Below are 12,961 nucleotides of genomic sequence, written 5' to 3' on the forward strand. Positions count from 1 at the left end.
CGTCACGCGCCTGAAACGCCTGGCCGTTCAGGAAACCCTGGGCCGCAGAAACAGCGCGGGTACCACCAGCACCGCCATCACCCAAAAAATCCCTCCGTGTAACGGCTGATACAGCACCCCGCAGACCATAGTCATAACGGCGATACCACCGCCCATCGCCAGGGCAGAGTAGATGGATTGCAGACGGATGACCTCGGCCCCCTGCCGCGCCGCGATAAAGCGCATGGCCGCAAGATGGCAAACGGTAAAGCTGCCGCAGTGCAGGATTTGCGCCACAATCAGCCACGGGAGCGCCGTCGTCGCGCCCAGCAGGCTCCAGCGGATAATGGCGCATACGCCCGATAGCAGCAGGAGCTGGCTGGCACTCCAGCGGCGAAACAGCCGGTGGCTGAAGGCGAAGATGACGATCTCAGCGATGACGCCCAGCGACCAGAGATAGCCGACCACGCTGGCGGTGTAACCCGCTTCCTGCCAGTAAATGGCGCTAAAACCGTAGTAGGCCGCATGTGCGCCCTGCATCAGCGTGACGCACAGCAAAAAGCGCCACACCGCGTTTTCCTGAAGCAGGCGCTGCCATTCCGGCCACCCTGCCCGCACATTTTGCTTCGTGTCGCCCTGCGGCATAACGGAGGGGCGCATAAGCATACCAGCGAACATGGCCGCCACGCCAAGGCAGAGCATTGCCAGCACGGCCTGATAAGAGAATGCATTCACCAGCACGCCCGTAAGCGCGGAACTGATCACAAATGCCAGCGATCCCCAGAGTCTGACCGGCCCATAGGCCATGCCAATCTGGCTGAGCCAGGTCGATGCCAGCGCGTCGCTAAGGGGAACCAGCGGCGAGAAAAATAGATTAAAGGCAATCATCACCAGCAGCAGCCATACCCAGAAGGCGCTTACCCAGAAGCTGAGGACAAAAAGTAGCGATAGCAGTGCCAGCAGGCGAAGTACGGTAATCAGCTGCGAGGGGTGAGTTACGCGGGAAGCAATGAGCAGGCTGCCGAGAAAGCGGGCAATCATGCCGCAGCCGAGCAGCAGGCCGATTTTCTCAGCCGTCAGGCCAGCGCCTTTAAGCCAGACGGCCCAAAAAGGAAGCCAGACGCCCCAGGCAAAAAAGTAGGTGAAATAGCCCAGGCCAAGCCAGTAAGCAGAACGAATGGTCATTTTCCCTCCGACGATGTGCGCGCTACTCTGTCAGAGGTGGAGTTTAAGATCAAACAACGGGACAATTTGTCCCGTTGTTATCACATTTCAGGTGCGCGGGAGCCTGTCAGGCATACACCGGGAAACGTGCACAAAGTGCCAGAACCTGTTTCTTGATGCGCTCGATGGTGCCTTCATCACCGATGTTATCAAGAATATCGCTGATCCAACCGGCCAGCTCACGCACCTCAGCCTCTTTGAAACCCCGGCGGGTAATCGCAGGGGAACCGATACGAATACCGGAAGTGACAAACGGGCTTTTCGGATCGTTAGGCACGCTGTTTTTGTTTACGGTGATATTTGCACGACCCAGCGCGGCATCCGCCTCTTTACCGGTCAGGTTTTTATCAACCAGATCCAGCAGGAACAGGTGGTTATGGGTGCCGCCTGAAACCACGTTATAGCCGCGCGCCAGGAACACCTCGACCATCGCTTTAGCATTTTTCGCGACCTGCTGCTGATAGACCTTAAACTCCGGCTCCATCGCTTCTTTCAGCGCGACCGCTTTACCGGCAATCACATGCATCAGCGGGCCGCCCTGGCCACCAGGGAAGACTGCGGAGTTCAGCTTTTTATACAGATCTTCATCGCCGCCCTTCGCCAGGATCAGGCCACCGCGCGGCCCTGCCAGGGTTTTGTGGGTGGTAGTGGTGACGATGTGGGCATGAGGTACCGGGTTCGGGTAAACGTCAGCCGCAATCAGGCCCGCCACGTGCGCCATGTCCACGAACAGCCAGGCACCGATACTGTCAGCAATTTCGCGCATTTTTGCCCAGTCACAAATACCGGAATAGGCGGAGAAGCCACCGATGATCATTTTTGGCTTATGCTTCTGCGCCTGGGCGGCCAGATCTTCGTAGTCAATTTTACCGGTTTCGTCGATGCCGTACGGCACCACGTTATACAGCTTACCGGAGAGGTTAACCGGCGAGCCATGCGTCAGGTGGCCGCCGTGCGCCAGATTCATACCCAGAATGGTATCGCCCGGCTGTAGCAGTGCGGTATAGACCGCAAAGTTGGCCTGTGAGCCAGAGTGAGGCTGCACGTTGGCATAGTCGGCGCCGAACAGCGCTTTAGCGCGATCGATAGCCAGCTGCTCAACGATATCAACATATTCACACCCGCCGTAGTAGCGTTTGCCCGGGTAACCTTCGGCATATTTGTTGGTCAGCTGAGATCCCTGCGCCTGCATTACGCGCGGGCTGGTGTAGTTTTCGGAAGCAATCAGCTCAATATGCTCTTCCTGACGCACTTTTTCCTGCTCCATTGCCTGCCACAATTCGGCATCGTAATCAGCAATATTCATATCACGCTTTAACATCCGCATCTCCTGACTCAGCTAACTTCATATCGGTATTTAACGGCCCGTTAGGGCGAAGACACACAGTGTAAACTGTTTTACCTGGGGAGGGGTAGCCACAAAGCAGGCTTTTTACGCAAACGATTGGCCTGAGAGCGGGCAAGGGTTGGTTACCTTTTTTGCAAGCCTGATTGTCCGGCATTTTCGTCATCGTCCCCTTCATCAGGATTCATCTGATGCCTGGCGGGGCAGCCTAATGCCCCCGCTAACTGCACGGAGAATTCTACATCGCCAACCACCGCAGGATAAGAGGTGCTGGCGGCCTGGGGCAAAGCCTGTAACGTGCTGGCGATGAGCGGTCAGTTTGATACGGAAGGTTTGATGAATTTACTGCCGCTGGAAAGTCAGCTGAGCGATCCGGCCTGCCGCTATTACCTCTGCGGTCCGGAGGAGTTTATGCAGGCAGTGGCACAACAGCTGCTGAAGCTGGGGATTGACGCATCCCGTATTCACTATGAGGTGTTCGGGCCGCATAAGGTTCTCTAACCATCCGGGAGAGATCGCCGTCCGTGATGGGCGGCGAACGCTTCGGGGGTAAGGCAGGGACTCAGATCGCCTCTTCGTCTTCTTCGCCGGTGCGAATACGCACCACGCGCGCCACGTCGAAAACAAAAATCTTGCCGTCACCGATTTTACCTGTATGCGCGGTGCGCATAATGGTGTCCACGCAGGTGTCGACGATATCATCAGCAATCACGATTTCAATCTTCACCTTCGGCAGGAAATCGACCATATACTCGGCACCGCGATAAAGCTCGGTATGGCCCTTCTGGCGGCCAAACCCTTTCACTTCGGTCACGGTCATTCCGGTAATACCCACCTCGGCCAGCGCTTCGCGCACGTCGTCGAGTTTGAACGGTTTGATAATGGCATCAATCTTTTTCATGGCAGACCCTTTTCAGTCCCCCCATCCGGGAGGGCAATTTCTATTCAGTATATGTGCAGCGGACAGATACCGCCGCGCGGTCCGTCTCTTTTCGGCATGCTACGCTACCATATCCCACCGGGGTAGCGGCACGGAAAATACTATTCCTTAAAGTCTGAGGCATCCAGCTCGTGCCGCGACAGCAGCTTATAAAACTCAGTGCGGTTACGCCCCGCCAGTCGGGCGGCGTGAGTCACATTGCCTTTGGTCATCTGTAGAATCTTTCTTAAGTAGTTAAGCTCGAACTGGTTTCTGGCTTCCGCAAAGGTGGGCAGTGCGGTATTTTCCCCCACCAGGGCCTGTTCAACCAGTGCCTCACCGATGACCGGAGCCGTGCTTAGCGCCACGCATTGCTCGATCACGTTAACCAGCTGGCGGACATTGCCTGGCCAGCTGGCGGCCATCAGCCGCTTCATCGCCTCGGTGGAGAACCGGCGTACCGAGGGTTTATGGCGTTCAGCAGACTGCTTCAGCAGATAGTTTGCCAGCAGCGGAATATCCTCCGCCCGCTCCTGAAGCGTGGGGATCTTAAGGTTTACCACATTCAGCCGGTAAAAGAGATCCTCGCGGAACACCTTTTTCTCCATCGCCTTAGGCAAATCGCGATGCGTGGCGGAAATAATCCGCACGTTGATATCCAGATCGCGGTTACTGCCCAGCGGCCGCACTTTACGCTCCTGGATCACCCGCAGGAGTTTTACCTGCAACGCCGGAGGCATATCACCGATCTCATCCAGAAACAGCGTTCCTCCCTCCGCAGCCTGGAACAGTCCCTCGCGGCTGCTGACCGCACCGGTAAAGGCCCCTTTCGCATGACCAAAAAGTTCCGACTCCAGCAGCTGCTCCGGCAGTGCGCCGCAGTTGATGGCGATAAAAGCCTTGTTCGCGCGTGGACTGGCAGCATGGATAGCCTGCGCCAGAATCTCTTTGCCGGTGCCGCTCTGCCCGTTGATCAGCACGCTGACGTCCGACTGGGCTACCATCCGCGCCTGTTCCAGCAGGCGGAGCATCAGCGGGCTGCGGGTCACAATGCCCTCGCGCCAGCTTTCGTCTCCGGCGGGCGCACGGTGTGCGAGTGCCTGATCGATGGCGCTATAGAGGGCGTCGCGATCCACCGGTTTGGTCAGAAAGCCAAACACTCCCTGCTGGGTAGCGGAAACGGCATCGGGAATGGAGCCATGCGCCGTCAGGATGATCACCGGCATGCCCGGCTGCTGCTTCTGGATTTCACTGAACAGCGCAAGGCCGTCCATCTCATCCATGCGCAGATCGCTGATGACCAGATCGATTCGCTCTTTCAGCAGCATTTTCAGCGCTTCAGGCCCGCTGGCTGCGGTACAGACGCTAAAGCCCTCGCTGGTCAGCCGCATGCCTAGCAGTTTGAGCAGGCTGGGATCATCATCCACCAGCAGCAGATTCGCCGATTTTTTTATCATGGCTGCGGGGCATCCTGGGTTGTGTTATCCGGCACAGCGACGCTATCGCCCTGTGCGGCGCCATTTTTATCAATGTGGCCGTTATCTGAGGTATCAGGCGAGCGGCGCGAGGACAGCTGTCGCTCAATATCGGTCAGCGTTTGCAGCTTGCGGCGGACCAGCACCAGCTCTTTATTCTGGGCAATCTGCTGCTGGCGCAGGGCATCAAGCTGGGCATCGCTGCTTTGTTGCAGATGATGATACCGCGTGCGCGCTTCGGACAGCTGGAGCTGCGCCAGCTGGTTATCGCGCCAGAGCTGTATTAGCGGTCGCAGGGGAACAGGATAATCGCCGATAAACCCATCCAGCCGCTGCAAATACTGCCGCCTCTCCACCGGCGTTTCGTTGCCATTGTCCATCAGCATCGCCTGCTTGAACGCGCTCTGCCAATCATCTGCCGGCCAGAGTCTGGCCTGCGCGCGTGCTTCCGCAGGTGATAACCTTACCGCACAGTCGATGGCTCTTAGCCAGTAGAGACTGCTGTCCATGACTTTGTTATCCGGCACGTCCCAGATCTCTTCGCAGGCCACCAGCGAATAGTTAACCACTTTGATTTCTGGTTCCGGCAGTGAATGCATATTACTGACGCCCGGATCGGGTACTTTATTAACACAGGCCGTCAACGCCGTTGCCAGCAATATCGTCAGTGCTACCCTGGCGCAGGGAGCAGATCGCATGGCTGAAAAAAGGCGGGATGATTTCATTATTTTTCGTTCCCTGAGAGGGTGTTAAGTTCGATACGAAAGCAAACATCAGCCGCATCGCTTTCCACCAGCTGGAGTTCTCCTCCCAGCCGATGGAGGGAGTCTTTGGCGATGCTCAGGCCCAGGCCACTGCCTTTCACGGCGCCTTTACGCTGGAGGCTACCCTGATAGAAGGGTTCAAATATCATCGCCTGCTCGGCGACGGGGATCGGCGTTCCGGTGTTCGCCACCTCCACCAGCACCCTGCCGCCCTGCCGACGGCTGCGGATCCAGATGGTACCGGATTCACTGCCATAATGTATTGCATTCGAGTAAAGATTATCAATCGCACGCATCAGTAATGCAGGTTCGGCAAGGCAGCTCGCTTCGGCAAGGTTAATTTCGGTACGCATCGCCTTGGCGCGCGCCGTCAGGCTGTGCGTGGCGATGACCGCGTCCACAAGGGGAGCAAGGGCCACCGGGGCCCGTTCTACCGGTGCATCTGACAGTTTGCGATTATAGTCCAGCAGCTGTTCAATCAGCCGCTGGAGATGGCGGCTGCTTTCGTCAAGAATGCCCACCACCTCATGCTGATCCGGCGTTAGCGGCCCGGCTATCTCATCAGCCAGCAGGGCCGTACCTTCACGCATGCTGGCCAGGGGCGTTTTCAGTTCATGGGAGATATGACGCAGAAACTCATGTCGCTGGGATTCCAGCCAGGCCAGCCGCTCACTCAGCCAGAGAATGCGCTGGCCCAGCGAACGTAGCTCTCGAGGCCCCTTTGCGGCGAGGTTATAGCCAGGCGGTTTGCCCTCGCCAAGACGGTTGATCATTCGCTCCACCGCCTTGACCGGCCCGATAATCATGCGGGTGAAGAGCAGAACCAGGCCGAGGCTGAGCAGAAAGAGGATCAGCGCCTGCCAGCCAAAATACTGCCCCCGCTCGGCAATTTCCCGCTGAAGCTGCAACCCGCGAGAAAACACCACTTCCCGCGTGGACTGAACCAGCTGGGTATTGGCGGCGGAGAAGGCTTCCAGCCCGTCGGAGGCGGCTTTAACCGGGCTGCTGTTGTCGCAGGTGATGTCACTCAGCTGCACCAGCCCCTGCCGCAGCGCATCGTAGATGCGCACGTCCGGCAGCACGGATCCGTGTGCATCCAGCATCCGTGCATACTTAGCCCGCTGGGTCTGATAAAGCCTGGCCAGCATCGGATCGTCGAGCACGCAGTATTGCCGGTAGCTGCGCTCCAGTTCCAGCGCGGTGCGTGCCATTGCTTCACTGCGGCGAACGTCGGTGAGGGTGGTACGGTTGGTTTCTGCCGCGCGATCGCTCAAAGCAGACAGGCTTTCCCAGGCCTGCCAGGCCAATACCAGCAGAGGAAGCAGCACCAGCAGAAACGCCATCAGCACCAGCTGGCGAAGGGAGCGGGGAAACAGACGCCATTTTTTCACGGAACACCCTCACAAAATGCAACGTCTGGATGCTAGCTGACCTGGAGGCGGGAGGGAAGTGCTGTTATCAAAACGAAAAATGGCAGATTCAGAGAATCTGCCATCTGCCCGGAAGCGTGCGCTCCCTGAAATAGGTGGTGCCTAACTCAACGTTGCGTCCGAAATTTGATAAAGCCACAGAGTGAACTGTTATCGGTTTGGTGGACGGCAGGCACCGTATTGTGCGTCATTCGATGTGTTATGAAGCGCTTGTCCGCTTTCGCAGGGCTGTCGTAACGAGGTGAATGAGCCACTGGCAGTGTAATAGCAATTATCGTGCCATATATCCATGCTTTGTATAATATCTATATTTTTCAGCAATCTGAATAGCATTATTTGTTTTCCAGGCAACAAAAATGTCACCTTTGAGAATTAAGTGTCGCTATTGGGCAACAGTTTTAACGCTTATTACCGTATTACCTATAAAACATGCAGTTAAATGTCTCCATATGGAGACAGTTATTTAGAGTCCTGTCGTATATCTGCAACACTTACGCCATGCATCTTAACGCATATGCGCTCCTGACAGGAAAGCAACCCCAACGCGCTGAGGCTCAGAGGGGTTCGTTTGGATATCGAAAATTATTGTTCGTTTAGATTGGACCCTGGCCATTCAGATAGCTTTGTTGAATAAATCAGACTCGGGGCAAGAGTCCCTGTGGCTTGTCGGGTTTTCAGTCAATACTCTCGTTTCCTGGCATACCTGCCTTCGTCATCTGTCCCAGAAACCGATATGCCGCTTTGCTGTTACGACGCAGGGATCTTTGCGACAGTGCCCGTTTTTGTTCGATTGGGTTTCAGCCCCCGAGTAAGAGCGTTTTTTTTCATAAAAAAATTTTTAATTTATGCTCTAATTCTTATTTGAAATTTTAAGGTGTATATATGATTTCTAATATTTCGAGAGCGTCATCTTTTTTAGTAAAAAACATATGCAGCAGAAAAATCAGCAACCTGGAGGTTCGCTCTGAGAAAAAATACGGATTTATCGGGAATCTTTTAAAGATAAAAAATGAAGTTATTACTTTCACTTTTAATGGAAGAAAGGAAAGATTTGAAAGTAAAGAAATATACTCAGCAATAGATAAAGCACTTAAAGGTAGTAGAAAAACAGAATGGTTTAAGGAGGAAACGATAAGCATTTTATCCTCCGAGGTTAATAAAACTATCGATGCAGCATGTAAACAACAGGGTAACATTATAAACAACAGACAGAGAGATGATATTTTCCGTAAAATATCATCGAGTCTTGGTGCGGTGAAATTAGATCCGAAATGTTCGCAAAGTAGCATCTCTCAGATACTGTATAACAATAAGTCTTTATCAGAACGAATTGAGAGATTATCTGCTTTCTCGCAATCTCTGGATGAAAAAAATAAATTGAAAAATATCGTAAATTCAAGACTAACCGATCAGGTTTTCATGAGGAAGTTTGGGGGTATTGATTTAAATCTGTTAAGACAAAAAATAGCGGAAGAAATGGCGTTTTTGGTAAAATTAGCTCATAAATACTGAAAATCAACTTTCGTCTTTTTTTTGAAAGACCCTAAAGTCAGAACATCAGAGCTATCGCGCCAGCGAACTGACGCTGTTAACGGTTGCGATCTCACTCTGGAATAACGTGTATATGAAATGCCGTAAAGGCGTGATAAGGGCCGGTAAGAGGCCGAAAGCAGCACGCAGCACGTGCAGGCTTCCGGCTACAGCGATTAACCCAGCTGCCTGCGCGCATTGCGGAAAATACGCATCCACGGGCTGTCTTCGCCCCACTCCGCCGGATGCCACGAGTTACTCACCGTACGGAATACGCGCTCAGGGTGCGGCATCATTATCGTCACCCGCCCACTTTCGTTGGTCAGCGCGGTAATGCCGTTGGGCGATCCATTTGGGTTCGCCGGATACTGCTGAGTGACGTTGCCCGCGTTATCGACAAAGCGCAGCGCCACCAGCCCCTGATGCTCAATCTTCGCCAGATGGGCCGCATCCCGCACCTCCACGAAACCTTCACCGTGAGAGACGGCAATTGGCATACGCGACCCCACCATACCGTCCAGCAGTAGCGACGGGCTGGCAGCCACTTCTACCAGGCTGAAGCGCGCTTCAAACCGTTCAGACTGATTACGCACGAAGCGTGGCCAGGCGTCGCTACCCGGGATCAGCTCATGCAGATTGGACATCATCTGACAGCCGTTACACACTCCCAGCGCCAGCGTTTGCGGGCGGTGGAAGAACTCTTCGAATGCGTCACGCACGCGAGTATTGAACAGGATGGATTTCGCCCATCCTTCACCCGCGCCCAGCACGTCGCCATAGGAGAAACCGCCGCAGGCGACCAGCGTCTGGAAACGTTGCAGATCGGTGCGCCCTGCCAGCAGGTCACTCATATGTACGTCAACGGCATCGAAGCCTGCCCGATGGAAGGCTGCCGCCATTTCAACGTGAGAGTTAACGCCCTGCTCGCGCAGAACGGCCACTTTTGGCCGCGCGCCCGTGGCGATAAACGGCGCGGCAACGTCCTCTTCCGGCCTGAACGTCAGCGCGACGTTGAGACCCGGATCGCGACTGTTTTTCTTCGCTTCATGCTCCTGATCGGCACAGTCCGGGTTATCACGCAGTCGCTGCATCTGCCAGGTGGTTTCTGCCCACCAGGTGCGCAGCTGGGTGCGGCTCTCGCTGTAAACCGCAGATTCGCCCGAGGTGATGACAAAACGATCCCCTTCCTGTGCCCTGCCAAGGACGTGAACGCAGTCGGCCAGGCCGTTATCCGCAAAGGCCTGCTCAACCTGAGCGCGATCGGCGGCGGCAATCTGAATAACCGCGCCCAGCTCTTCGTTGAACAGCGCCGCCAGCGCGTCATCGCCCAGCGTGGCAATATCGACCTGGAGTCCACAGTGGCCGGTAAACGCCATCTCTGCCAGCGTGACCAGCAGGCCACCGTCTGAACGGTCGTGGTAGGCCAGCAGTTTGCCCGCGGCCACCAGCGTCTGGATGGCGTTAAAGAAGCCCGCCAGCTGTTTGGCATCGCGCACATCCGCGGGTTTGTCGCCCAGCTGGCGATAAACCTGCGTCAGCGCGGTCGCCCCCAGCGCGTTATTCCCTTTACCCAAATCGATAAGCAGCAGCGCATTATCCTGCCCGGGTTGCAGCTGCGGCGTCACGGTACGGCGGACATCCTCGACGCGGGCGAAGGCGGTGATCACCAGCGACAGAGGCGAGGTCATTTCGCGCTGTTCGTTGCCCTGCTTCCAGCGGGTTTTCATCGACATGGAGTCTTTGCCGACCGGGATAGTAATGCCCAGCGCCGGACAAAGCTCCTCGCCTACCGCCTTAACCGCTTCGTACAGACCGGCATCTTCACCCGGGTGACCCGCCGCCGCCATCCAGTTGGCGGAAAGTTTGATACGCTTCAGCGAACCGATCTGCGTGGCGGCAATGTTGGTCAGGGCTTCCCCCACCGCGAGGCGACCGGAAGCAGCAAAATCCAGCAGGGCAACCGGCGCACGCTCACCCAGCGCCATCGCCTCACCGTAGTAGCTGTCGAGGCTGGCGGTGGTCACGGCGCAGTTAGCCACCGGGATCTGCCAGGGACCAACCATCTGGTCGCGAGCCACCATGCCGGTCACCGAGCGGTCACCAATAGTTATCAAAAAGGTTTTTTCCGCCACGGACGGCAGATGAAGCACCCGCCTGACCGCCTCGGCCAGGGTAATATCGTGGCGATCCAGCGGCTCACCCACCGCTTTCAGCGTACTGACGTCGCGGGTCATTTTTGGCGTTTTGCCCAGCAGCACGTCCAGCGGCATATCAATAGGCTGCGTGTTGAAGTGACTGTCGGAAAGTGCCAGATGCCGTTCTTCGGTCGCTTCACCAATTACCGCGTACGGTGCGCGTTCACGCTTACACAGGGCATCAAACTGCGCCAGCTTATCCGGCGAAACGGAGAGCACGTAGCGCTCCTGCGATTCGTTACACCATACCTCCAGCGGGCTCATTCCCGGCTCATCGCTGAGGATGTCGCGGAGGTTGAAGCGACCGCCACGACCGCCGTCGCTAACCAGTTCCGGCATGGCGTTTGACAGGCCGCCCGCGCCCACATCGTGGATAAACTGAATCGGGTTGTCCTCGCCCAGCTGCCAGCAGCGATCGATCACTTCCTGACAGCGACGCTCCATTTCCGGGTTGTCACGCTGCACCGAGGCGAAGTCCAGATCGGCATCAGACTGCCCTGACGCCATAGAGGAGGCTGCGCCGCCGCCCAGGCCGATATTCATCGCCGGGCCACCGAGAACGATCAGCTTCGCGCCCACGGTAATTTCACCCTTCTGTACGTGGTCGGCGCGGATATTCCCCATGCCACCCGCCAGCATAATCGGCTTGTGGTAGCCACGCAGCTCAATGCCGTTGTGGCTGTTTACCTCTTCTTCATAGGTGCGGAAGTAGCCATTCAGCGCCGGACGTCCAAATTCATTATTGAATGCCGCGCCGCCCAGCGGGCCATCCGTCATGATATCCAGCGCCGTGACGATGCGTTCCGGCTTGCCGAAATCTTCTTCCCACGGCTGTTCAAAGCCTGGAATGCGCAGGTTGGAGACGGAGAAGCCCACCAGCCCCGCCTTCGGTTTAGCACCGCGGCCTGTCGCACCCTCATCGCGAATTTCACCGCCGGAACCGGTCGCGGCGCCCGGCCAGGGGGAGATTGCCGTAGGGTGGTTGTGCGTCTCCACCTTCATCAAGATGTCGGTCTGTTCCTGATGAAAGTCGTACTGATGCCGCTCGGCGTCGGCGTAGAAGCGACCTACCGTCGAGCCTTCCATTACCGCCGCGTTATCTTTATAGGCAGACAGCACGTAGTCAGGCGTTTTCTCGAAGGTATTCTTGATCATTTTGAACAGCGATTTTGGCTGCTGCTCACCGTCAATGATCCAGTCGGCGTTGAAGATTTTATGGCGGCAGTGCTCGGAGTTTGCCTGAGCAAACATATAGAGTTCAATGTCGTTTGGATTGCGCCCGAGGGTCTGAAATGCGCTAAGCAGGTAATCGATTTCATCCTCTGCCAGCGCCAGGCCCAGCCTGCGGTTGGCCTGCTCCAGGGCGCTACGCCCTTCGCCCAGCGCATCGACGCTCTGGAGTGGCGCAGGTTCGTGCTGAACAAAAAGTTGTTCGGCCTGGCTCAGCTCAGTCAGCACCACTTCCACCATCCGGTCGTGCAGCATCATACTCAACTGCGACCAGTGTGCGGACGTCAATGTTGGACCTTTAATGTAAAAAGCCAGCCCCCGCTCAAGACGCCTGACCTGCGGCAAACTGCAGTTATGGGCGATATCGGTCGCTTTTGACGACCAGGGTGAGAGCGTGCCGGGACGAGGCGTTACCAGCAGCAGGCGCCCTTCGGGGGTGTGTTCGGCGAGAGAGGGGCCATATTTCAGCAGGCGCTGCAGGCGAACCTTGTCTTCTGCATTTAGGGGCGCGCTGACATCGGCGAAATGGACGTACTCAGCGTATATATCACTCACCGGCAGGTGAGCGTCCTGAAAGCGGGCCAGCAGTTTGTTAATACGAAATGCCGACAGAGCGGGCGAACCACGCAGAATTTCCATCATCAAAGATCTCTCGTCTTCGAAGCGCCGGGCGACGCTTCTTTGGGCGCAACAGGGAAAACGGGGGCCATTATAGAGAATCCCCGCCCTTTACGAAACCGTTTGCGCAGAATATATCGGCCTGCGGAATTGGCTGAAAATCACCCAATTCCATATTAATTCTGTTGCGCAAGGGACATGAGTTGCGCAAAATGCCCCACGCTCGGGAGCCAATACAAACAACATATACTG

Annotated in this window: 9 protein-coding genes; 2 read left to right on the plus strand and 7 right to left on the minus strand. The window is 56.1% G+C overall.

The genetic code is table 11. The features are described 5' to 3' along the window. Nucleotides 1–27 precede the first annotated feature (27 nt). Both AAGR22_RS16440 and glyA read right to left on the minus strand, forming a co-directional pair. Entirely contained in the window at nt 28–1,164 is a 1,137-nt protein-coding gene (locus AAGR22_RS16440; protein ID WP_345828570.1) for a 3-phenylpropionate MFS transporter, read from the minus strand. A gap of 106 nt (nt 1,165–1,270) precedes the next feature. After that, nucleotides 1,271–2,524 (minus strand): serine hydroxymethyltransferase, encoded by a 1,254-nt coding sequence (glyA, locus tag AAGR22_RS16445; protein WP_067707950.1) that lies wholly within the window; start codon nt 2,522–2,524, stop codon nt 1,271–1,273. Nucleotides 2,525–2,815: 291 nt separating this feature from the next. Here glyA and AAGR22_RS16450 point away from each other — a divergent pair, with 291 nt between their 5' ends. After that, on the plus strand, nt 2,816–3,049 hold the full coding sequence (locus tag AAGR22_RS16450; protein ID WP_345828571.1) for a hypothetical protein: 234 nt from the start codon (nt 2,816–2,818) through the stop codon (nt 3,047–3,049). A 61-nt stretch (nt 3,050–3,110) separates the two neighbouring features. Here AAGR22_RS16450 and glnB read toward each other — a convergent pair whose 3' ends face one another. The 4 genes from glnB to AAGR22_RS16470 all read right to left on the minus strand — a co-directional run bounded on the left by glnB (nt 3,111) and on the right by AAGR22_RS16470 (nt 7,097). Beyond that, nucleotides 3,111–3,449, minus strand: coding sequence for a nitrogen regulatory protein P-II (gene glnB / locus AAGR22_RS16455; protein WP_067707944.1), 339 nt, complete (start codon nt 3,447–3,449; stop codon nt 3,111–3,113). 140 nt (nt 3,450–3,589) lie between these two features. Continuing rightward, nucleotides 3,590–4,924 (minus strand): two-component system response regulator GlrR, encoded by a 1,335-nt coding sequence (gene glrR, locus AAGR22_RS16460; protein ID WP_345828572.1) that lies wholly within the window; start codon nt 4,922–4,924, stop codon nt 3,590–3,592. Further along, complete coding sequence (gene qseG / locus AAGR22_RS16465) at nt 4,921–5,667, minus strand: two-component system QseEF-associated lipoprotein QseG (protein ID WP_345828573.1); 747 nt, start codon at nt 5,665–5,667, stop codon at nt 4,921–4,923. The genes glrR and qseG overlap by 4 nt, the downstream gene beginning before the upstream one ends. Beyond that, on the minus strand, nt 5,667–7,097 hold the full coding sequence (locus AAGR22_RS16470) for a HAMP domain-containing sensor histidine kinase (protein WP_345828574.1): 1,431 nt from the start codon (nt 7,095–7,097) through the stop codon (nt 5,667–5,669). Before AAGR22_RS16470 ends, qseG begins: the two co-directional genes overlap by 1 nt. 921 nt (nt 7,098–8,018) lie before the next feature. On the opposite strand from AAGR22_RS16470, the gene AAGR22_RS16475 reads away from it, so the two are divergent. Beyond that, nucleotides 8,019–8,648 (plus strand): hypothetical protein, encoded by a 630-nt coding sequence (locus tag AAGR22_RS16475; protein ID WP_345828575.1) that lies wholly within the window; start codon nt 8,019–8,021, stop codon nt 8,646–8,648. Nucleotides 8,649–8,842: 194 nt separating this feature from the next. Here AAGR22_RS16475 and purL read toward each other — a convergent pair whose 3' ends face one another. After that, a complete protein-coding gene (purL, locus tag AAGR22_RS16480; protein WP_345828576.1) occupies nt 8,843–12,733 on the minus strand; it encodes a phosphoribosylformylglycinamidine synthase in 3,891 nt (1,296 codons plus the stop codon). Between the last annotated feature and the right edge of the window lie 228 nt (nt 12,734–12,961).

This window comes from Erwinia sp. HDF1-3R, from assembly GCF_039621855.1.
Classification (GTDB): Bacteria; Pseudomonadota; Gammaproteobacteria; order Enterobacterales; family Enterobacteriaceae; genus Erwinia.

What these genes read in the sequence shown, in the direction of transcription:
- AAGR22_RS16440 (WP_345828570.1), bottom strand. Translation starts at nt 1,164, where the DNA reads ATGACCATTCGTTCTGCTTACTGGCTTGGCCTGGGCTATTTCACCTAC.
- glyA (WP_067707950.1), bottom strand. Translation starts at nt 2,524, where the DNA reads ATGTTAAAGCGTGATATGAATATTGCTGATTACGATGCCGAATTGTGG.
- glnB (WP_067707944.1), bottom strand. Translation starts at nt 3,449, where the DNA reads ATGAAAAAGATTGATGCCATTATCAAACCGTTCAAACTCGACGACGTG.
- glrR (WP_345828572.1), bottom strand. Translation starts at nt 4,924, where the DNA reads ATGATAAAAAAATCGGCGAATCTGCTGCTGGTGGATGATGATCCCAGC.
- qseG (WP_345828573.1), bottom strand. Translation starts at nt 5,667, where the DNA reads ATGAAATCATCCCGCCTTTTTTCAGCCATGCGATCTGCTCCCTGCGCC.
- AAGR22_RS16475 (WP_345828575.1), top strand. Translation starts at nt 8,019, where the DNA reads ATGATTTCTAATATTTCGAGAGCGTCATCTTTTTTAGTAAAAAACATA.
- purL (WP_345828576.1), bottom strand. Translation starts at nt 12,733, where the DNA reads ATGATGGAAATTCTGCGTGGTTCGCCCGCTCTGTCGGCATTTCGTATT.